This is a genomic window from Massilia polaris (assembly GCF_012927275.1).
GTDB classification, from domain to species: Bacteria; Pseudomonadota; Gammaproteobacteria; order Burkholderiales; family Burkholderiaceae_D; genus Telluria_A; species Telluria_A polaris.
Genome location: NZ_JABBGG010000007.1, coordinates 29,959 through 50,875 on the forward strand (window position 1 = coordinate 29,959; position 20,917 = coordinate 50,875).

A 20,917-nucleotide genomic window follows, 5' to 3' on the forward strand; every position below is an offset into this window, starting at 1 on the left:
GCATTGGGCGCGGCTAAAAATCAGCGTGCGTCATTGCCGACGTGGCGGTGGAAGAAAGCTTCGATCGTGCCGTACACATGGCGCTGGCCAGGACGCGACGAAATGCCGTGCTTGGCGCCAGGGTAGGTCATCAGGTCGAACCTGACGTTGCGGTTCACCAGCGCGTCGATCAACTGCGTGCTGTTCGAGAACAGGACGTTATCGTCGGCCATGCCGTGCACCAGCAGCAGCGGCGACTTGAGGCCGTCGAGGTGTGCGAACACGCCGCTGGTCTTGTACGCTTCCGGATCGGACTTCGGCGTCGCACCGACGAACTGCTCGGTGTAGTGGGTGTCGTACAGCGACCAGTCGGTCACCGGCGCCACCGACACGCCCATCGCGATCTTGTCCGATGCCGCAGCCAGCAGGCGCAGCGTCATGAAACCGCCATAGCTCCAGCCGAATACGCCGATACGCTTCGGATCGACGAAGGCCTGCTTGCCGAGCCACTCGATGCCGGTCAGCTGGTCTTCGACTTCATGCTTGCCGAGGCCACCGTAGATCGCATCGGTGAAGCTGCGTTCGCGGCGCGACGAGCCGCGGTTATCAAGGCGGAACACCACATAACCCTGCTGCGCCATGTACTGGTCGAAGTTGTTGCCCCACTTGCGCGCCACGTGCTGCGCGTGCGGGCCGCCGTAGGTCGACAGGTACACCGGATAGCGCTTGCCCGAATCGAAGGCCGCCGGCTTGATGATCGAGTAGTGCAGCGTATGGCCGTCGTTGGCCTTGAGCGTGCCGTATTCGGTCTTCAGGTGGTCGGCCTTGTACTTGGCGTACGGGTGGCTGTCGTCCAGCTCATTCTTTTCCAGCCACTCGACCAGCGAGCCGTCCGCGCGGCGGATCGCCACTTGCGGCGGGGTCGACGGATCGGAGAAGGTGTCGACGAAAATCTCGCCGTTATGCGCGAACGAGGCGTCGTGCCAGCCGTCGGCCTTGGTGATGCGGACCGGCTTGTCGGCGGTGCTGCCGTCGAGCTTGAGCGCGTAGGTTTGCTTGTCGACGACCGCGTCGCGGTTGGACGACACGAACACGCGGCCCGATTTCTCATCGACCGCGAGGATGTTATCGATGCCCCATTCGCCGCGCGAGATCGGGTGCAGCAGCTTGCCGTTCATGTCGTACAGGTACAGGTGGTTGCGGCCGGTGCGCTCGGACGCCCAGATGAAGGCCTTGCGCTTCTTCAGGAACTTCAGGTCGTCATGGATGGTGGTCCAGGTCTTCGACGTTTCGGAGAGGAGCGGGCGCTGTGCCAGCGTGGCCGCGTCGACGGCGATCAGGTCGAGGCGCTTCTGGTCGCGGGTCTGGCGCTGGTACACCAGCTGCTTGCCGTCCTCGCTCCAGTCGGCGCGCACCAGGTAAATGTCCTTCTCCGCGCCCAGGTCGACCTTGCGCTGTTCGCCAGTGGTTGGCGAGACGATCATCAGGTCGACCAGCACGTTCGGGTCGCCGGCCGATGGATAGCGCTGCTCGACCACTTCGGTGCGGTCGGCGAAGATCTCGAAGCGGCGCACGACCGGCACCGGAGCCTCGTCGTAGCGCTTGTAGGCGATGGCGGAATCATCCGGCGCCCAGTAGTAGCCGGTGCTCTGGCCCATTTCTTCCTGCGCGATGAATTCGGCTTCGCCGTTGTGGACCGTGCCTTTGCCATCAAGCGTCAGCTGCTTCTCGGCGCCGGTCGCCAGGTCGATCACGAACAGGTTCTGGGCGCGCACGAACGACACGTAGCGGCCCTTCGGCGAAATCTTCGGATCGCCCACGTTGCCCGATGCGACCTTGCGCGCCGCTTCCGGCTTGCTGGCGTCGACCAGGTACAGGTCGCCGGCGATCGGTACCAGCAGCTGCTTGCCGTCCGGCGACCAGCTGTAGCTGATGATGCCGTTCAGGCTCGCGGTGCGCGCGCGTTCGCGGCGCGCTTTTTCTTCAGGCGACAGGGTCTCGTTCGGGACCAGCTGTTTGGAGTCGACCAGGCGCTTGGTGGTCTTGTCCTTCATGTTGTATTCCCAGAGGTCCAGCTGGAACTGGTTGTCCGGACGGCCGCGCAGGAAGGTCACGCGGGCGCCGTCTGGCGACACGCGCAGGTTGCGCACGCCTGGTCCCGCCAGCGCCGGGTCGGCGTGGATGCGGTCCAGCGTCAGGCGCTCCGCGGAGGCAGGAACGCACGACAGTGCAGCTAACAAGGGAAGTAGAAAACGCATGGAAGGTCTCGAAGTTTTGATTAATTGGGTCGGAAACTGCGAGACGATACCAGAGTCGCTGGCAAAACGCTGTAAATATGGCCTTCTTTTAGCGGTCCGATTGCAGCACGCGTTCGCGCGACAGGTAGTGCAGCGACCACGTGAGCAGCACCGCGGCGATGGTCAGTCCGACAACCAGGCCGATCCAGTAACCGGCGGCGCCCATCGGCGCCGCCGGGGCCCACGCGAACCACGACGGCGCGCGGCCCAGCAGGTAGCCAAGCGGCAGCGAGAAGCCCCAGAACGCCAGCAGCTGGATCTGCATCGGCTGGCGCGTGACCCGGTAGCCGCGCAGCGCGCTGGCGGTGGCGACCTGGGTGGCGTCGGACAGCTGGAAGAAGGCGGCGAACAGCAGCAGGTCGACGCACATGCTTTGCACCGCCGGGTCGGAGGTATAGGCGCGCGCGATCTCCCAGCGGAACAACGCGATGAAGGCGGCCGACAGCACGCCGAAGGCCACCGACATCCCCACCCCGACCCACGACGCGAAGCGGGCGCGCGCCGCATCGCCTTCGCCCAGCGCCTGGCCGACCCGCGTGACCATGCCGATGCCGAAGCTGAGCGGCACCATGAACACCAGCGCCGAGAAATTCAGCGCGATCTGGTGCGCCGATACCTGCACCACGCCGAAGCGCGCGACCAGCAGGCTGATGGCGCCAAACGCGCTCGCTTCGGCAAAGTAGGTGATCCCGATCGGCGCCCCGAGGCGCAGCATGCTGGCGATTTCCGGCAGGTGCGGCCACTCCCAGTGGGTGAAGGGGAAGGTGATTCGGTAGGCCGGGGCGATGCGCATCCACGCGATCATCGCGGCCAGCATCAGCCACATGCCGGTGGCGGTGGCCACCGCGCAGCCGATGCCGCCCAGTTTCGGCATGCCCCAGTTGCCGAACACGAGCAGCCAGTTGATGAATATGTTGAACAGCAGTCCGAGGATGGCGATCACCATCACCGGCTTGGTGGCGTTGATGCTGGTGGTGTAGCCGTACAGCGCGCGGTAGCAGCCGAAGGCCGGCATGCCGAGGCTGATGATGTGGACAAACAGCGCGGCGCGGCCGGCGACCGCCGGGTCGAGCCCGATATGGTCGAACAGAAGGGTGGCGACGTTGGTCAGCACCATGGCGATGAGGCCGACGCCGAGTCCCTTCCACAGGCCCTGGCGCACCACGTGCGGGATGCGGTCGAACTGGCCGCCGCCGGTTTCGTGGGCGACCACGGTATTCATCGACATCATGGTGCCCATCACCGTGACCAGGATGATCGACCAGACCGACGTGCCGATCGACACCGCGGCCAGTTCGTCGGCGCTGACGTGACCCGTCATCGCGACGTCGGCCACGCCCATACCGACGGTGGCCAGCTGCCCGATCAGCATCGGCCATGACAGGCGCCACAGGGCATCGATTTCAGTGCGGGCGGAGTAGTGCGGACGGGTGGTGGTGGAATGCATGGGCGGCGCGAATCGGGCGAAACCGTGGATTTTAACGGCTTTGCCCGCGCCGCGGGCGTCGATCTCAGTGCTGGCCGGCCGCGCGCGGCGGCAGTGTCTTCAGGTAGGCGTGCAGCGCGTCGATGTCGACGTCGTTCATTCCGCCCAGCGACGCGAACGGCATCACCGTGCTGACCGCGCTGCCGTCGGGCCGGCGGCCGCTGCGCAGCATCGCCTTGAGCGCCTGCGCGGTCGGGTAGTGCGCCATCGCGCCGCCCTTACCCGGAGTGAGGTTGGCCGCATGCGGCCAGTCGGGCGGCGCGCCGGGGATCTTGCCGCCGCTCAGGCGGGCGCCATGGCAGCTGATGCAGCTGTTGGCTACATAGGCGCCATGGGCGACCGTGGCCGCCACCGGATGCGGCGCAGCCGGCGGCAGGGCGTGGTCGATCTTTTCGGCGGCATCCTGGATCATGCCGAAGCCATACTGCACCTTGTAGATCCACGGCAGGCTGATGACCGCCTCTTTGCCTGCCACCGGCGGCAACTGCTGCGCGTAGCTGATGATGGCGGAGATGTCCTCGTCGGTGAGCCGGTTGTAGTCTTCGCTCGGCATGATCATCACCGGCGTGCCGTCCGGCCTGACCCCGTGGCGCAGTGTGCGCACCCAGTCCATCATCGCGTAGTTGCCGGTGACGCTGCCGGCGCCGCGGGTGAGGTTGGGCGAGACCACCAGCGTGCCGCCGCCGTTGACCACTTCCTTGCCGGCGCCGTTGGCGCCGTGGCAGTCGGCGCAGCCGCGGGTAGAGAACAGGTAGCGGCCATGTTCGATATGCGCGGCGTCGGCGCGCAGCGTCACCGGCGACGCCGGTACGGTCAGCGTGCGCGCCATTTTGCGCTCGCCAAGCGCCTTGCCGAGGGCAAGCACGGCCAACACCAGCAACCCCAGCGCGGCGATGGCCGCCGCGACCGATTTGATCCACGTTTTCATGCGATCTCCTTCGTTGCCGCCTGCTGCTATGGATGAGTGATAAAAGGAATGGGGCCGGTGCGGAAACGTGCGCCTGCGGCCGTGGCTGCGCAGTACGATGATGCAAACCGATTCCGGAGTGCCGACCGTGGAATACAAGGACTACTATCAGACGCTTGGAATCGAAAAAAACGCATCCGCGGATGACATCAAAAAGGCGTACCGCAAGCTGGTGCGCAAGTACCATCCGGACGTCAGCAAGGCGAGCGACGCCGAATCGAAAACCAAGGAACTGAACGAAGCCTACGACGTGCTGGGCGACGCCGAGAAGCGTTCGGCCTACGACGAGCTTGGCCGCGGCCACCGCCATGGGCAGCCATTCCAACCGCCGCCGGAATGGGGATCGGCCTACGATTTCGGCGGCGGCGGCGGCGCCGAGGACTTCTTCTCCGACCTGTTCGCCAATGCGGGCCGGCGCGGGCAGCGCGGCGGCGGCGCCCAGTTCAAGATGCGCGGCGACGATGCCCACGCATCGATCGCCATCCCTTTGCGCGACGCCTACCATGGCGCCAGCCGCACCATCACGCTGCGCGCGCCTGAACGCGACGCGCAGGGCAGGGTGGCGATGCGCGAGCGCTCGCTCAGCGTCAGTATTCCAACGGGCGTGGTCCCCGGGCAGCAGCTGCGCCTGGCCGGCCAGGGCCATCCCGGCGTCAACGGCGGCGCCGCCGGCGACCTTTTCCTGGAAATCCAGCTGCAGCCTGATCCGCGTTACCGCGTGGAGGGACGCGATGTGTACGAAAACGTCCCGGTCGCGCCATGGGAAGCGGCGCTGGGCGCGCAGATCGATGTGCCGACGCCCTCCGGCCAGGTGCAGGTCACCGTGCCCGCCGGTTCGCAGTCCGGGCGCAAGCTGCGCCTCAAGGGGCGCGGCATTCCTGGCCACCCGGCCGGCGACCTTTACCTGATCCTCGACCTCGTGCTGCCGCCGGCGAAGGACGACCGCGCGCGCGCGCTGTACCAGCAGATGGCGCGTGAAATGGCGTTCAACCCGCGCGCCGGCATCGGAGCGTGAACCATGAGTACCAACCAGTCCCTGGCATCCCAGTTGCTCGACGAAGCTGCGCTGACGCTGGACGAACTTGCCCATGCCTGCGGCGTGGAACCGGACTGGGTCGTGCAGCACGTCCAGGCGGGCGTGCTGGGCGGTAACGTGGAAGTGGAAGTGACCAGCTGGCGCTTCGGCAGCGGCGATCTCGGCCGAGCGCGCCGGCTGCTGCAGATCGAGCAGGACTTCGACGCCAACGAAGACGTCGCGGCGCTGGTGGTCGACCTCGGCGATGAAATACGCCGGCTCATGGCGCGGCTCGCCGCGCTGGGCGCCCGCTAAGCGCGCCCGCGAATTCCAGCGGCGACCATGCAACATGAGAGCTCCCTCCTGGCGGGCTGATGTACGGACTATGCTACTGGTGCGGTTCCGATCATTGATGCACAACAACACCCTTGCTGTTTGATCATGCTGGCCGGGTCTTGGCAAGCGCCGCGCGATGCCGCTGTAGCGAACTAACCCATCCGGGCGACGCCATCGGCCGATGGGCCTTAGACTTCAATATCAGGACAACAAGACTCACCCAAAAGGAAAAATGATGGAAACGAACAATGGACACGCGCTGAAAGGCAAACGGGTTGCTGTGCTGATGACCGACGGGGTCGAGCAGGTCGAGTACACGAAGCCGCGCGGTTTCCTCGAACGACACGGCGCGATCGTCACCCTGATGTCGCCGAAAGCCAAAGGCGAACAGGTGCAGGGCAAGAACCACGACACCAACGGCGATACGTTTACCGTCGAAATGCACGTGCGCGATGCCAAACCAGGCGATTTCGACGCGCTGATGCTGCCGGGCGGCGTAGAAAATCCGAAGAAATTGCGCGAAAGCGCGGAAGCGATCGACTTCATCCGCCAGTTTGGGCTCGAGGGCAAGCCGATCGCCGCCATTTGCCATGGTCCGCTCGCGCTGATCGACGCCGGCCTCGCGCAGGGGAGCCACCTCACCAGCTGGCCCGAATGCAAGGACGAACTGACCGCTGCCGGCGCGGAGTGGAGCGATGATGAGGTGGTGGTCGACGACAAGCTCATCACCAGCCGCAAGCCGGCCGATATTCCGGCGTTCAATGAAGCGCTGTTCAAGGCGCTGCGCATCGACGCGCAGGTTGCCGACATGGGGCCGTCGTCTTGAATCGAACGGCATTCAGCGATGAGGGATGGCTGTGCGCATCGTACAGCCCGGTTCGCATCGTCGCTTATTTTGATGATTGGACATCGCATGCGCTAAATGTCCAAGCGGATGTATGCCTTTTGAAACATTGATCGCTTGCAATGTGTTAACGAAGCCAGTAGCCTGTGCTGCACGGCCGTACCTTCTAAAGATTTCAAAAGGCTTGCAGTGAGCACCGATCCAAATCTCGACCCACAGCAGCTGCGCACCTGGCTCCAGGCCGCCGCGCGGCGCGACGCCAAATCCTTCCGTTCGTTGTACAACGCAACTTCACCGAAACTGTTCGGCTTCGCGCTGCGTATACTTCGTAAGCGGGAGCTGGCGGAGGAAGCGATGCAGGAAGCGTTTGTCGCGATCTGGAATAACGCCGGCAACTATGATGCGCAGCTGGCCGCGCCAATGACCTGGATGGCGACAATCGTGCGCAATAAAGCCCTGGATGTATTGAGGCGTACCGACCACGTGGTCGAGATCGATGCTGCGCAGTTCGACAGCGAAGTCCTGAACGCGTTCCGTGATCCGGGCGCGACCCCGATCGAAGCGCTGCAGATCAGCAGCGACGCCCGTGCGCTGGCCTACTGCATGTCGCTGCTGGAAGGCCAGCACCGGCAGGTGGTGGGGATGGCCTTCTTCCATGACCTGTCCCACAGCGAAGTCGCGCAGAAAATGGCGATCCCGCTTGGGACAGTCAAGACGTGGATCCGGCGCAGCCTCGAGCGCCTGAAGACCTGCCTGGCGAAACGGCAGCAAGCATGAACATACGCGATAACCTGCCGTTACGCGAGAAGCTCGCGGCGGAATACGTGCTTGGCACCTTGAAGGGCCACGCGCGCCGCCGTTTCGAAGGCTGGATGCACAACGACGCCGCTTTGCGCCGCACGACGGCGGAGTGGCAGGACCGCCTGATGCCGATGGCCGAGCTGTCCGGCGCGGTCAACCCGCGCCCGCAGGTGTGGCGCGGTATTGAGCGGCGGCTGAACCTGAAGGCGGAGCGCAGATCGTGGCAGGTGTGGGGCGACGAGGCGGCCGGCTTCTGGCGCTCGCTCGGCCTCGCGTCCAGTGCGTTCGCCGCGGTGCTGCTGTTTGTGCTGGCGACGAGGACGCTTGACGCGCCGGTAATCGATCACGTGGCGACACTGACCGATGCGCAGGCGCAGACCGCGTTGCTGGTGACGGCCGACACGCGCCGCAAGAGGCTTGGCGTGCGGGTGATGGATAATGTGGCGGTGGCGAGCGACAAGGTGCTGCAGCTGTGGGCGATTCCAAAGCAGGGCGCGCCAAGGTCGCTGGGCGTGCTGCCGAAACATGGCAGTGTGGAGCTGGCGCTGACGGACCGGGCGATCGGCAGCGATGTGGTGATGCTGGCGATCAGTCTGGAGCCGCAGGGCGGTTCGCCGGATCCGAATGGGCCGACCGGGCCGGTGCTGTACAAGGGTGCCTGGGTAAGGATGTAGAGCTTCCGCTTATCGGTCCTACGTAAATCTCGCCTGGACTTGCGCCAGCAGCTCGACGTCGAACGCGCGTTCACCCAGCCAGACGACGGCGAGCAACGCGATCACCGCCGAGCCGCCAACCAGTACCACCCTCCGGTAGAACCAGCTGGCCCTTACTGCGTAGGCCAGCGGCAGGAACGCAGCGACAATCGCCACCTGTCCCAGTTCAACGCCCACGTTGAACCCAATCAGTGCCAACGCCAGCGAGTCTTGCGGCAGTCCCAGGTCCGCGAGCACGCTCGCGAATCCGAACCCGTGAATCAGCCCGAACGCCAACGCGGCAACCCAGCGCTTTCCGTGGACGATCGGTGCGACGTTATTCAGGGCTGCAATCACCACCGAGGCCGCAATCGCACTTTCAACCCAGCGCGACGGCAGGGAAATAATCTGCAGCGCGGCCATGCTCAGCGTTACAGAATGCGCCAGCGTGAAGGCGCTGATAATCTTCAGCACATCGACGGCGGCGCTGCGGAAGTCCGGCGCCTTCCGCCACCCGCCAGCGCGCCAGACCAGCACCGCCGGAAGCAGCAGCGACAGCAGGAACAGGATATGGTCGAAGCCGATCCAGATATGCCATACGCCGTGCTTCACGTAGTCGACAAACTCGCCCATGCGGCTCGCGTTGCCCGCCAGGGCAAACGCCTGTTCCGGCTGCTCGACACCGAAGATGGCAGTCCTGGTCGAACCGTTGGCGCTGATCTTCACCAGCCCTTTATGCTGCGGGTCGGTGTCGGCGAACAGGCGATAGGCCACTTGCAGCTCTCGCGGCGCCACTCCGCACGCAGCGGTGAAGCGCAACACGGTGTATGCGCCGTCGGTGTGGTTGTCGATCAGCTGTTCGCCGGCGGTGACAGGGCAGCCGGCAATGCTGAGGCGCGCCAGCGCATACGCCGCAATCGCTTCATGCCGTGCACGGATTTCGTCCCAGGTCAGCTGGCCGTCGGCGTTGCCGTCGACGCCGATGGCGAATTCCAGGTCGCGCAAGGCGATGTCCCATTGGCCGTGGACTTTTTCTCCAACGACCGCCAGCGTCAGGTAGCTGTCGCTCGGCTTGTGCGCGGAGGCTGGCATTGCCGCGCCAACGAACAGCGCGAGTACAAACAGGGCGCGGACCATCATGACGGGGACCTCAGGCGCTGGACCAGTGCGGCGATCGCCACGTCCTCGAGGCGGGTCTTCTCGATCCAGCGCACCACCGGTTCGGCCGCGGCGCGGTTGCCGGCGCCAAGCGCCGCTTCTAGTATGAGCCTCGTATCGGCCGGCTCCTTCTGCACCATCCAGTTCTGCTGCGCCAGCGCAAGGGCGACCCTGGGCTCGCGGCGCAGGTGCAGCGTGTAACGCGCCTGCTCGCGCTGGTGCACGCTGTCGCCGCGCTGCATGGCGGCGCGGAAGCGCGCGTCAAGCTCCTTCGTCGCCGCATCGAGTTCATCCTTGCGTGCGGATTGCTGCTGCAGGGCCAGCGCATATCGCAGCAGCAGGGCGTCGATGCGGCGATGCTCACGCAGCAGGTTCGCCACGTCGCGCGGACGCTTCTGGCCTAGCAGGAGGTCGGCGTAAGCGCCCAGCACATAGCTGTCGCGCGGGTTGGTGGCAAGGACGCGGCGGTAGCGCGCCTCCGCCGTTGCGGCGTCGCCCCGGCGCGTCGCCATCTCGGCGAGCAGCGTCAGTGCCCACGCCTTTTCATCCGCCGAAGCGTCGGCATTGCGGGCAAGCGCTTTGTCGAGCAGTCGTTCGCTGGCCTCCAGGCGCCCGGTCACGCCGGTGACATTGCCAAGGCAAGCGAGGCTGGCCAACTGAGATGCGAGCGATGAGAGCCGTGCGCAGCTGGCGGCGGCGCCTTCAAAGTCGCCGCGCACGGTCTGCACCGTGGCGCTGGTAAGCCAGGCCTGTGCGTTGGCGGGATCGGCGACGGTGATCGCATCCAGGTCTGCCATCGCCTGGTTGAAGCGGTGGGTCGATTGCATCAGCGTCGCGCGCAGCAGGCGCACGTCGTGGGGCGGTGATTTGGCGTCCCACCAGGGCGCAAGCGCGGCCTGCGCATAGCCGAAGTAGCGCGGGTCCGTTTCGCTGCGGCCGATATCGATATAGCGCCGTGCCAGCATGGTGGCCAGCCGGACGTCGTTCGGGGATGAGCGGACCTGCTTGCGCATCCGCTCGATATCCTGAAGCGCCGGATCGGAGCGGCGCGGCATTGTCTCGATCACCTGGGCGCCGGCAGCGGGCAGGTATGGCGCCGCGCAAGCGGCCAGCGCCGCCAGGAACAGCGCAATGAACAGAATTAGTCTCATATTATTCAAAAGTGGCGATGAACGAAAAAGCCGGGCCGCGCGCCTGGCGTGGCCCGGCTGTGACGGGTTACTGCACCGGTTCCGTGCGTTCCGGCGCGGTAGCGGCGATGGAGTCGATCGCGACCGGCTCCGCATCCTCCGGCGATGAGCCGGCCAGCGACTGCACCGCTGCGAAGAACGAGTCGATCATCGACACCGGCGATGGCGGTGGCGTTGGCGTCGGCGCTGGGGGCGGCGAACTCTCGGTGTGGCTGCTGCCGCCGCACGCAGTCAGCGCGGCTGCGATTGCGGCTATGAGTACGAGCTTTTTCATGGCGGTCTCCTTATTGCTGCGGCGATCCAGCCAGCGGCGTTTTCAGGTAAGGGAAGCCCGCGGTGAAGAAGGTCTCATCGAGGAAGGCGCCGTCGGTGAAGCGGATCGCGCCGGCAGGTGCGTCGGACGGTGCACAGCCGAGGTTCAGCGTGCACAGCTTGCCCATTACAACGCGCAGCGCGATGTCGACCACGTCGTCGCCAGGGCGGCGGCCGTTAGGGAAGCCGGCATTGTCGCCGTCGATCACGCCGAGGCGCTTCTGCGCGCCGACAGCAGTCGGGGCGATCGACGTATTCAGGCGCAGCATTTCGGCTGGCGTGACGGTGGCAGGCTGGTTGACGCCTTTGACGCCGGTGAGGAAGGCGGCAATGAGGTCGTTGCGCGGGAAGTTGGTCGGCGCCTTGGCGCCGGCGCTGCCGTACAGGACTTCGATCAGCGCAGGCAGGGTCGGGTTGGTGACGTAGTCGGCAAACTGGCCATCGGCCGACGGCTTGCTGTGGTTGAACGTGTCCTTGTCCTTCAGGCCGATCACGACTTCGTTCACCAGCGGCATGCCCAGGCGCGACACCTGGGTCCATGCGCCGCCTTCTTTCGATGGCGCGCTGGCGCCCGGGGCAGGATTCAGCAAACGGCCCTGGCGCAGGCTGGCCGTGGTCCAGCCGCCGATGACAGGGTCGCTGCCGGTGGACGCGGTCAGGCAGGATGCGGCCACTTCCAGCTCGATCGAGGTGACGTTCTTGCCAGCCAGGTCATCGCGCGCATTGCGTTCGGCATTGGCGAGGAATTCGACGGCAGGCGCCTTGATGTTGATAAGGTCGAAGGTCTCGCCGAGGTTGACCACGAACGAATCCTTGCGCTGGCCGACGAACATGCGGGCAGGCGTGGCGCAGCCAGGGATGTCGACCGCGTAGACGTGCTTGGCGGCGTAGGCCGCGTAGTCGGGAATCGACTTCTTGCCGATGTTATCGATCGGCTTGTCGAAGGTCGTTGCGCCCCCGGTGGCGTTGGTGACTGCCGCACGGGTGCCGGAACGGCGGTCGCCGCGCACCACGGAAACGCTGTACGTTTCGCGCACATTGGTGCCGGCCGCGTTGACGTCGGCGATCGGGCCGCCGTTGATCACCAGCGGGATCGACACTTTCTTGCCGCCGACGGTGAACTGCGCGTCTTTTCCGGTATTTGCGAAGCGAAACTGGAAGGTGAGGTCTTCTTTCGCGTCGCCGTTATTGTCGACGTGGATTTCGTACAGCGCGTCCGGGTCCATCTGGAAGTAGTTAGGGCCGGCGCCCGGGTCCTGCAGGGGGACGTAGTTGGCGATCAGGGTGACGAATTTGTCGCGGCCCGATTCGTAGCTGCGGAACATGTAGAAGTCGGTGGCGTCGATCTTCGGGCTTTTCGTGATGAACGGCGCTTCCCGGTGGCTCGAAGCCATGGCGTTTGGCGCCGCCACCGCCGCCAGCGCTATCCCTGCCAGCATCGCCCGCAAGGGCTGCTTGATTATGTGTGACATGGTATCTCCTCCAAAAGGTTTATGTGCGTGTGCAGGGCCTTGTACGCTGCAAGCTGGCAACCGGTTTCACCTTTTCCGGGTATTTTCGCAACTTGTTGCGCGAAGGTTGCGCACGATTCGAAGGCGCGCACTGAACAATGTTTCACAAGTAGAATAAGGCTCGCAATCCGAAAGCAAAAAAAGCATGCGTATTTCCAAACGAATCGCCTCGGCATCGCCGCTCGCCACGACCGCAATGCATGGGCGTGTCGACCAGATGAAGCTGCAGGGTGAAGAGGTCATCGATTTCTCCATTGCCATCTCGCATTTCGCCGCGCCGGAAGCAGTGCGCCGTGACGTTTCGGACATGGCGCTGCATGATGTGCTGCCCTACACGGCCGTTGGCGGCGCGCATGGATTGCGCGCGCGCCTTGTCGAGAAGTTAAAAATGGAAAACGAAATCGACGCGCTTCCGGAAGAGGTGATCGTCACCAACGGGGCCAAGCAGGCGCTTTACGAAGCGATGTATGCGATGACCGATCCGGGCGACACGGTGATTGTGTTCCGCCCGTACTGGCCGGCCTACCTCGCAACGGCGCGCCTGCTGGGACTTGAGGTCGTGCTGGTGGACCTGCCCGAGGTGCTGACCGCCGGGCTGCTGGACACGCTCCCGCCCGCCCGCCTGCTGATCCTGAACAACCCGCACAACCCGACCGGCAAAGTATTTGCGCGCGACGAACTCGACCTGCTCGAAGGCTGGCTGGCGCGCACCGGTTGCGGCGCCATCGTCGATGAAAGTTACGAAAAACTGTTGTACAGCCAGCCGCACCACAGCCTGTCCAGTGCCGGCCAGTGGCGCAAGCTCGGCATCGTGACGATCTTCTCGGCCTCCCAGAGTTACGCGATGATGGGCTGGCGCTGCGGTTTCGCGGTCGGGCCCGCCGACGTGGTGAGCGCGATGGAAACCCTGCAGGGACCAATCACGGCCGCGCCGTCGGCGTTGACCCAGGCGGCCTGCGAGGCGGCATTCTTCTCCGGCGAACCGCACCACCTGGTGGCGGACTACCAGGGCAGGCGCGATCTCGTCATGGACATGCTGTCCCCGGTCAAATGGATGAAAGTGCGCATTCCCGATTCCGGCCCTTACATCTGGGTCGACGTGACCGCGCTCGGTTGCGACACCGTCGCGTTCTCCGAGCGCCTGCTGGCTGAAAAGCGGGTTGCCATCATGCCCGGCGACGCCCTCGGCATGCCTGGCTTCATCCGGATGGGATTCATTTCCGACGACATCGCCACGCTGCGCAAAGGCATGGCGGCAATCGTTGCGTTCGGCAACGAAATAAATCAGGACAGCAGGTAAGCGCGTGCCACGATGGCCTCTCCCAGGCTTTGACATGGCGCGGCTGAACAGCCTGCGCTGGCGCTTGCTGCTGCTCGTCGGCCTGGCGATCGCACCGATGGTGGCGATGACCGTTGCGGCCGGCATCCAGGAGCGCGCCAATGCGCTGGCTAACGCGCGCCAGAACCTGCAGCGGCTCGCCAACCTGGCCGCGGCCAACGAAGCACAGTCGCTGGAGGGGGCGCGCCAGATCCTGCGCGACTTGTCGAGCGTCCCGGACGTGACCGCCAATGCCGCGAAGTGCAATGAGTTGATGGCGGACATCCTTGCCAAGAACTCGCTCTATGTGAACTTCGGCCTGATCGAGATGGATGGCAACGTCAGTTGCAGCGCGGTGCCGCTCGCCGCGCCCGTGAACCTGGGTGACCGCCTGCACTTCAAACGCGCCGTGGCGGAACGGCGGTTTATCGCCAGCCGCTATGTTTTCGGCCGCGTCATCCAGAAGCACACGATCAACCTGACTTACCCGGTCATCAAGCGGGGCGAGGTTGTCGCGGTGCTGTTCGCCGCAATGGACCTGAGTGCGCTCGACAAGTTTGTCGCCGATGTAAAACTTCCTCCGGGTACGCTGCTATGGACGGTTGACGGTGAAGGGACGGTCATTTCGCGCCGTCCAGACTCCGGCATATGGCTTGGCAAGAAAACCAGCACGACACTGCACCAGGTCGCCCTCACTGGCCGCCCGCCGCTCATCGTGAACGACTTCGATGGCGTTGAGCGGCTGTATGCGTCGGCCGGCGTCGGGCAGGGCAACCTGAGCGACTATCGTGTCCTGATCGGTGTGCCGCAGATCGATTTCCTCGCGGCAGCCCAGCAGGACCAGCGCTTCGTCATCCTCGGCCTGATTGCCACGGTCCTGATGGCAGGCCTGGCAGCGTGGTTCGGGGGGGATATCCTGATCGTCCAGCGCATGCGCCGGCTCGCCGTCACGGCGAACCTGATCGCCTCCGGTTCGCTCGCCACGCGCACCGGAATGCGCTACGAGAATGAGGAGATCAGCGAACTGGCCCGCTCGCTCGACGAGATGGCGGCAGCGCTGCAGCGCAAGGATGCGCAGCGCGATCACAGCGAAGCCATGCTGGTGGCGGCCGACCGCCGCAAGGACGAATTCCTCGCGATGCTGGCGCATGAGCTGCGCAACCCGCTTGCGCCGATTTCCGCCGGCGCCGAAATCCTGAAACGTACGGCGACGGATGACCGGTCGATATCGCAAGCCGCGCTGATCATCGCGCGGCAGGCAGAGCACATGACGCGGCTGATTGACGACCTGCTCGACGTGTCGCGCGTGAATCGCGGCTTTATCGAACTGCACAACGAAACGCTGGTGCTTGACGATATCGTGCATGACGCCGTCGAACAGGTCGGCCCGCTCATCACGCGAAAGACACAGCAGCTGGTGGTGGCCGTGTCGCCGGAAGCATGCCGGGTGAGCGGCGACCGCAAGCGCCTGATACAGGTCGTGGCGAACTTGTTGAACAATGCGGCGAAGTACACGCCGGTTGGCGGCCGGATCGGGGTCAGCGTTACTTGCATGCAGGATCATGTAACGCTGTCGGTGACGGACACCGGCATTGGCATGGCGCCGGACTTGCTGGCGCGCGCATTCGACCTCTTCGCGCAGGGTGAACGGGCGTCGGACCGGTCCGACGGCGGACTCGGATTGGGGCTGGCGCTGGTGAAGAAACTGGTTGGCTTGCACGGCGGTACGGTGATTGCCGAGAGCGCAGGACTGGGCCACGGCAGCCGCTTGACGGTTGAGTTGCCGCGCGTTGCCGCCGGCGCCGGGCGGATCGGGGAAGACCACGCGGCCAGCGTCGCGCCGATTGAATCGGGAGCGCGCTGCCTGCTGGTGGACGACAACAAGGATGCGGCGCAGATGCTGGCCATGTATCTCGAAGCCTTCGGCTTCGACGTGACGGTGGCGTATTGCGGCGAGCAGGCACTGTTGGCGGCTTGCGAACATCCACCGGCGTTCTGCCTGCTCGATATCGGCTTGCCGGATATCGATGGGAATGAGCTGGTGAAGCGGTTGAGGAGACTTCCTGAAGCGGCGTCAGCGGTGATGATCGCGATTAGCGGATACGGCAGGGCCGAGGACCGCGCGCGCTCGCTTGCGGCAGGGTTTGATCATTACTTCGTTAAACCGGTGGATGTTGAGGCGTTACGGGGGCTGTTGATCACGACGGCCAAGTGATTGCCGGCGGTACGCCGCACGGCATCGGGTCAGTAGTGATATCGGCACGAGATTATGGTAAGTGCGTCCTCTCCGACTTGATAAACAAGGCGGTTTGCCTCATCGATTCTGCGCGACCAGTATCCGGACAGGTTTCCCTTGAGTGGCTCAGGCTTGCCGATTCCGCTGAAAGGATCGCGTTGCGCGTCCTTGATTAGCAAATTTATTCGCTTTAAGGTGCGTTTATCCTGATTTTTCCAAAAGAGATAATCATTCCAGCAATCATCCGTGAATCGCAGGGTTCGCATTTGAAGGTTCCTGCGTTTCGGGGGCGTCAATCAACTCTCGAGGCTGCGCATGACCACGGCGTGCTTGTTCGATTGATCGGCCAAGGTGAGCCGCATTGGCTGGTGAGCTGAGTAGGTGCACGGTTTCCATCAGGCTACTGTAATGATCGAAGGACATGATTACCGCATCCGGCGCGTCACGGCGCGAGATCACTGTCACGTCAGCGTCGTCCACGACTTGATCAATGACCGTTCGCAGACTTCCCCTAGCGTCGGAAAAGTTAATTATCCGCATTTTCTCACCTCTTATTCGATTTACAGGCAGTTCTTCGCTCAACTTGTTCAATATATTGTACAGGTTAAAGTGTATCTCTTGACTGCGGAATCGCAAGCGGGTTGGCCCAGCTTTTACGCGGGGTGAGGCAGTGCTAGTGGGAATGTTTCTTGAAATGAAATCGCCTTCGGCGATTTAAAGGAGAGGCGGTGGAGGCGAAGAGCAAGAAATCGCTTTCGCGATTTCCCCTGGTCAGACGAATCGGAGAGCCTTGCCTTGCTAAGGCAGTCTGCCTTGCACGGCAGACTCGTTCCGCAGGGGCGCGGCAGACCGCGCCAATTCCCTGCTCCACCGCTTGCAAGCGCAAGTCGCTCCGGCGGCGCCGAGCAGTGCTCGCCGAAACCCCGCCTACGCCCTTGCGTCCGCGGGTTCGCTTCCCGCCGCCGGTTGGCGCAAACGAAAAAAAACCGCCTTTGGCGGTTTTTTTAGCAAGCGGTGGTGGAGGCGGCGGGAATCGAACCCGCGTCCGCAAGCACTCTACAGACAGTTCTACATACTTAGCACTGCCATTTAATTTAACCCTGACAACGCGGACGTGCACGCTGTGCCAAGGCGAGTTACCTATTATTTAGTCTGATACTAAGTAACCCAGCATCGGACGAGTCCCTGTAAATGACTCTAGAGCTTTTGACGGCCCACCCCAGGGACGAGGTGTTCTAGAGCTAGCAGCAATTAAGCTGCGAGTGCGTACGAGTTATCGTTTGCAGTTATTAATTTTCTGGATGTATTTACGAGGTAACCAGTCCTCGGTATGCCCTGCGCTGCTTTGCAACCCACGTCGAAACCAGGTCGCCCCCAACAATTCCCATTGTAGCAAACTCCGGGCCCGCGCGCCGGTTTGCTACAGAGACTTACAAAGTTCCGTAAGAGACCTTGATGTCCTGCGCGTGCGCGGGCTGATGGAGAGGCTGCGCTTTACAGGGCAGTCCAGCCGGGCGATCCTGTGGGCGCAGTACGTGCGCTATCCCGGTGTTAAGCATGTTCCCCAGCGATGCCGTGGTCTGCATGTTCCTCAAACGCTGACCGGCATCGGCGGCCGCACCTTACCTGCTGGTGCGGTTCTGGATCTCGTTGCCGATCATGCCGCCGCCGATGATGCCCGCCAGCGTGGCCAGCTTCTTGCCGTTGCCGCCGCCGACCTGGTTGCCGAGCAGGCCGCCGATCACTGCGCCGGCGCCGATGCCGACATAGTTGGGCTGTTTTGGCGCTGGCTGGACCGCCGGCGCCTGGTAGGTCGGCGCGTCGTTCTGCGCGACGTGGTGGTGGTGCACTTCCTTCGGCTGCGGGCGTGGCCGTGGCTTTGGTTTTGGCTTCGGTTTCGGCGCAGGCTCCTCGTCGTACGCCGCGAGACGCAGTGGCGCCGCTGCCTTGACTGCGACCGGCAGCGGCGCAGGCGCGGCGTAGTACGCAGCGGGTGCCGGCGCTGCTACGGATACTGGCACATCGGCCTTGGATGTCGGCAGCAGGCCGGTGATGGCCGCTGTGCCGGCGATGCTGACGGTGATGACGGACAAGGCCGCTGCTGCCATCAGTGGGTGAATGCGTGTAGCGGTTTGGATCGATTCCATGGTCTGCTCCTGTGACTTTTGTTTGTCGTGCAGGAGTAGATTAAGGCCGTTGCCTGTTCAGTGATAGACGCCAGGCTGTATCAATCGTAAGGATGTGTAAGGCGAGGACGGGACGGTGGATTGCGCTGGCGCTCCATCTACCCCACGGTCCCGACAAATGTAGGGTGGATGGAGCGCAGCGAAATCCGCCTGTGGTCAGGCAACCAGCGCGTTCAGCTTTCCCGTGGCGATCGCCTGGATCGCGCGCAGCAGGTCGAGCGGAGTGTCGATGAGGTAGTCGGCGCCCCACGTGGCAGGTTCCACCGTGCCGCAGTAGCCCCATGCGCAGGCCACCGTCACCATGCCGGCAGCGCGCCCGGCTTCAACGTCGCGCACGTCGTCGCCGACATACCAGCACTGCTCCGGCGCGATGTCGAGGCGGCGCGCGCCTTCGTACAGCGGGGCAGGGTGGGGTTTCGAATGCGGCGTGGTGTCGCCGGAGACCACGCAACCAGCGTGCGCAAGGCCGATCTGCGGAATCAGCGGATCGGTAAAGCGCGCCGGCTTGTTGGTCACAATGCCCCACGCGATGCCTGCTGCACTGAGGCCTTCGATCAGTTCAGGCACACCGTCGAACAACGTACTGTGCACCGCCATCGCGGACTGGTAACGGTCGAACCACTCAAGGCGCAGGGTCTCGTAGCCGTCGTCCGCTGGCGTCAGTCCAAAGGCCGCGCCGATCATGCCGCGTGCGCCCGCCGAAGCGGTTGGACGCAAAATGGAATAGGGCGTCGGTTCCATGCCGCGCACCATGCGCAGGTGGTTGACCGCCGCCGCCAGGTCGGGCGCAGTGTCGGCCAGTGTGCCATCGAGGTCGAACAGAATGGCACGCGGTGCCTGCAGAGGAGTGGTGCGGGTCATGGAATAAAAGCGTAAGGATTTTTACAGCGGAAGGCTGCAGGCCACCATGTAGTTAACGTCGGTGTCCTGGTTTAGCGCGTAGATCTTGGTGAGCGGGTTGTAGCTGAGGCCCTTGAAGGCGTCAACCTGCAGCCCCGCTTCGCGCACGAACTGCGACAGTTCGGCAGGCGTGATGAATTTGGCGTAGTCGTGCGTGCCCTTCGGGAGCATGCGCAGCAGATACTCCGCGCCAACGACAGCGAACAGCCAGGCCTTCGGATTGCGGTTCAGCGTTGAGAAAAATACATGGCCGCCCGGTTTGACCAGCGTGGCGGCTGCGCGCACGATCGACGCAGGGTCCGGCACGTGCTCCAGCATTTCCATGCAGGTGACAACGTCGTACTGGCCCGCTTCCTGGGCCGCCATGTCTTCGGCCGCGATGTGCTTGTAGCGCACGCTCACTTCCGATTCCAGGCTGTGCAGGTCGGCGACCTTCAGCGCTTTTTCCGACAGGTCGATCCCGGTGACGTCGGCGCCTTTGCGCGCCATCGATTCGGCCAGGATGCCGCCGCCGCAGCCGATGTCGATCACCTTCTTGCCGGCCAGCGGCGCGCGCGCGTTGATCCATTCAAGGCGCAGCGGGTTGATCTCGTGCAGGGGGCGGAATTCGGACGTCGGGTCCCACCAGCGGTGGGCGAGTTCGCTGAATTTCTGGATTTCGTGTGGGTCTGCATTCATAGCGCGAATAATAGCGGGAAAATTGCGCACGCGACGGACGCGTGCATAAAAAAAACCCCGCCGCAGCGGGGTCGAGTAAAGCGCGTGAGGCTTAGTTGGTGGTAGTGCGGGTGCCCACAACTTCGATCTCTACGCGGCGGTTCTTGGCGCGGCCGGCGGAGCTCTTGTTGTCAATGACTGGCTGCTTCTCGCCCTTGCCTTCGGTGTAGATGCGGTTGGCTTCGATGCCCTTGCCGCGCAGGTAGGTCTTGACTGCTTCAGCACGGCGGATCGCCAGCTTCTCGTTGTAGGCGTCGGTGCCGATCGAGTCGGTGTGGCCCACAGCGATGATGACTTCCAGGTTCATGCCCTGCAGCTTCGAGGTCAGCTCGTCCAGCGATGCTTTGCCGGCTGGCTTGAGCACTGCCTTGTCGAAGTCGAAGAACGCGTCAGCGGCGTACGACACTTTTTCCGTGGTCGGCACTGGCGCAGGCGCTGGTGCCGGAGCAGGTGCTGGCTCGGCTGGCGGCGGTGCTGGTGGCGGCGGTGCTACGCACTTGCCGTTCTCGAGCTTTTCTGGCTCTACGCAGATCGGCAGGTCGCAGCCTGGAACCGCATCGGCAGGAGTCCAGTAGCCGGTGCGCCAGCACAGGCCGAACGGGTTGCGCGTGATGACGCCGCGCGAGTCCTGGACGTAGGCGCTGTGTGGCGTCTTGGCCTTGATGTCGGTGGTGAGCGGCGCGAACGGAGGCGAGGACTGCGCGAATGCACTGCCCGCAATCGCTACACAGGCCGCAAGCATGAGCGTAATTTTCTTCATTTTCTGGTCTTCCTTTCGGGGGTGGTCTCCGCAGCTGGACTGCGCAACTGTTCGTTAAGATTGCGAAACAGGCAATTAACTTCTCGACCATTTTGCCACATGAGCAGAAATAGCACGACCAGCGTTAAATCAAACGTCGGCGCAATTGCCAGCCACGTTGTTTTCGTGCAACATGTTGCAGTGACGGCATATTTTTCCCTTGCGCATTGCAT

The 20,917-nt window shown here is 63.8% G+C and carries 20 protein-coding genes and 1 other RNA gene; 7 read left to right on the forward strand and 14 right to left on the reverse strand.

What is annotated here, in order from left to right:
* Nucleotides 1-20: 20 nt before the first annotated feature.
* The 3 genes from HHL21_RS13225 to HHL21_RS13235 all read right to left on the reverse strand — a co-directional run bounded on the left by HHL21_RS13225 (nucleotide 21) and on the right by HHL21_RS13235 (nucleotide 4,690).
* Entirely contained in the window at nucleotides 21-2,237 is a 2,217-nt protein-coding gene (locus HHL21_RS13225) for a S9 family peptidase (protein ID WP_169466570.1), read from the reverse strand.
* Nucleotides 2,238-2,325: 88 nt separating this feature from the next.
* Nucleotides 2,326-3,723: an MATE family efflux transporter gene (locus tag HHL21_RS13230; protein ID WP_169466573.1), complete on the reverse strand. Its 1,398-nt coding sequence runs from the start codon at nucleotides 3,721-3,723 to the stop codon at nucleotides 2,326-2,328.
* A 64-nt stretch (nucleotides 3,724-3,787) separates the two neighbouring features.
* Nucleotides 3,788-4,690, reverse strand: a complete 903-nt coding sequence (locus HHL21_RS13235; RefSeq protein WP_169466576.1) for a c-type cytochrome — start codon at nucleotides 4,688-4,690, stop codon at nucleotides 3,788-3,790.
* 127 nt (nucleotides 4,691-4,817) lie between these two features.
* Between HHL21_RS13235 and HHL21_RS13240 the strand changes: the two genes are divergently transcribed.
* From HHL21_RS13240 to HHL21_RS13260, 5 genes are all read left to right on the forward strand, one after another.
* Entirely contained in the window at nucleotides 4,818-5,744 is a 927-nt protein-coding gene (locus HHL21_RS13240; protein ID WP_169467094.1) for a DnaJ C-terminal domain-containing protein, read from the forward strand.
* Between the two features lie 3 nt (nucleotides 5,745-5,747).
* Complete coding sequence (locus HHL21_RS13245) at nucleotides 5,748-6,059, forward strand: chaperone modulator CbpM (RefSeq protein WP_169466579.1); 312 nt, start codon at nucleotides 5,748-5,750, stop codon at nucleotides 6,057-6,059.
* Between the two features lie 256 nt (nucleotides 6,060-6,315).
* Nucleotides 6,316-6,906, forward strand: coding sequence for a type 1 glutamine amidotransferase domain-containing protein (locus HHL21_RS13250; RefSeq protein ID WP_229496397.1), 591 nt, complete (start codon nucleotides 6,316-6,318; stop codon nucleotides 6,904-6,906).
* Between the two features lie 207 nt (nucleotides 6,907-7,113).
* A complete protein-coding gene (locus HHL21_RS13255) occupies nucleotides 7,114-7,701 on the forward strand; it encodes a sigma-70 family RNA polymerase sigma factor (RefSeq protein ID WP_169466585.1) in 588 nt (195 codons plus the stop codon).
* On the forward strand, nucleotides 7,698-8,399 hold the full coding sequence (locus HHL21_RS13260) for an anti-sigma factor (RefSeq protein ID WP_169466588.1): 702 nt from the start codon (nucleotides 7,698-7,700) through the stop codon (nucleotides 8,397-8,399). Before HHL21_RS13255 ends, HHL21_RS13260 begins: the two co-directional genes overlap by 4 nt.
* Before the next feature lie 18 nt (nucleotides 8,400-8,417).
* On the opposite strand, the gene HHL21_RS13265 is transcribed toward HHL21_RS13260, so the two are convergent.
* The 4 genes from HHL21_RS13265 to HHL21_RS13280 all read right to left on the reverse strand — a co-directional run bounded on the left by HHL21_RS13265 (nucleotide 8,418) and on the right by HHL21_RS13280 (nucleotide 12,549).
* The gene (locus HHL21_RS13265; RefSeq protein WP_308640240.1) at nucleotides 8,418-9,557 is read right to left on the reverse strand and encodes a HupE/UreJ family protein; all 1,140 of its coding nucleotides are present in this window, start codon (nucleotides 9,555-9,557) and stop codon (nucleotides 8,418-8,420) included.
* The gene (locus HHL21_RS13270; protein WP_169466591.1) at nucleotides 9,554-10,726 is read right to left on the reverse strand and encodes a tetratricopeptide repeat protein; all 1,173 of its coding nucleotides are present in this window, start codon (nucleotides 10,724-10,726) and stop codon (nucleotides 9,554-9,556) included. The genes HHL21_RS13265 and HHL21_RS13270 overlap by 4 nt, the downstream gene beginning before the upstream one ends.
* A gap of 67 nt (nucleotides 10,727-10,793) precedes the next feature.
* Entirely contained in the window at nucleotides 10,794-11,039 is a 246-nt protein-coding gene (locus tag HHL21_RS13275; protein ID WP_169466594.1) for a hypothetical protein, read from the reverse strand.
* A 10-nt stretch (nucleotides 11,040-11,049) separates the two neighbouring features.
* A complete protein-coding gene (locus tag HHL21_RS13280; RefSeq protein WP_169466597.1) occupies nucleotides 11,050-12,549 on the reverse strand; it encodes a DUF4331 domain-containing protein in 1,500 nt (499 codons plus the stop codon).
* A 184-nt stretch (nucleotides 12,550-12,733) separates the two neighbouring features.
* Here HHL21_RS13280 and HHL21_RS13285 point away from each other — a divergent pair, with 184 nt between their 5' ends.
* A complete protein-coding gene (locus HHL21_RS13285) occupies nucleotides 12,734-13,888 on the forward strand; it encodes a pyridoxal phosphate-dependent aminotransferase (protein ID WP_169466600.1) in 1,155 nt (384 codons plus the stop codon).
* A gap of 34 nt (nucleotides 13,889-13,922) precedes the next feature.
* A complete protein-coding gene (locus HHL21_RS13290) occupies nucleotides 13,923-16,121 on the forward strand; it encodes an ATP-binding protein (protein ID WP_169466603.1) in 2,199 nt (732 codons plus the stop codon).
* 29 nt (nucleotides 16,122-16,150) lie between these two features.
* Here HHL21_RS13290 and HHL21_RS13295 read toward each other — a convergent pair whose 3' ends face one another.
* From HHL21_RS13295 to ompA, 7 genes are all read right to left on the reverse strand, one after another.
* Nucleotides 16,151-16,408 carry a Txe/YoeB family addiction module toxin gene (locus HHL21_RS13295; protein WP_169466606.1) on the reverse strand — a complete coding sequence of 86 codons (258 nt, stop codon included), beginning with the start codon at nucleotides 16,406-16,408 and terminating at the stop codon, nucleotides 16,151-16,153.
* Nucleotides 16,383-16,682: a type II toxin-antitoxin system Phd/YefM family antitoxin gene (locus tag HHL21_RS13300; RefSeq protein ID WP_169467098.1), complete on the reverse strand. Its 300-nt coding sequence runs from the start codon at nucleotides 16,680-16,682 to the stop codon at nucleotides 16,383-16,385. The genes HHL21_RS13295 and HHL21_RS13300 overlap by 26 nt, the downstream gene beginning before the upstream one ends.
* 475 nt (nucleotides 16,683-17,157) lie before the next feature.
* Nucleotides 17,158-17,518: a transfer-messenger RNA gene (gene ssrA, locus HHL21_RS13305) on the reverse strand.
* Between the two features lie 246 nt (nucleotides 17,519-17,764).
* Nucleotides 17,765-18,289, reverse strand: coding sequence for a glycine zipper 2TM domain-containing protein (locus HHL21_RS13310; RefSeq protein WP_169466609.1), 525 nt, complete (start codon nucleotides 18,287-18,289; stop codon nucleotides 17,765-17,767).
* Nucleotides 18,290-18,484: 195 nt separating this feature from the next.
* Nucleotides 18,485-19,189: an HAD family hydrolase gene (locus HHL21_RS13315; RefSeq protein WP_169466612.1), complete on the reverse strand. Its 705-nt coding sequence runs from the start codon at nucleotides 19,187-19,189 to the stop codon at nucleotides 18,485-18,487.
* A gap of 21 nt (nucleotides 19,190-19,210) precedes the next feature.
* A complete protein-coding gene (gene ubiG, locus HHL21_RS13320) occupies nucleotides 19,211-19,906 on the reverse strand; it encodes a bifunctional 2-polyprenyl-6-hydroxyphenol methylase/3-demethylubiquinol 3-O-methyltransferase UbiG (RefSeq protein WP_169466615.1) in 696 nt (231 codons plus the stop codon).
* A gap of 91 nt (nucleotides 19,907-19,997) precedes the next feature.
* Nucleotides 19,998-20,705, reverse strand: coding sequence for an outer membrane protein OmpA (ompA, locus tag HHL21_RS13325; RefSeq protein WP_169466618.1), 708 nt, complete (start codon nucleotides 20,703-20,705; stop codon nucleotides 19,998-20,000).
* Between the last annotated feature and the right edge of the window lie 212 nt (nucleotides 20,706-20,917).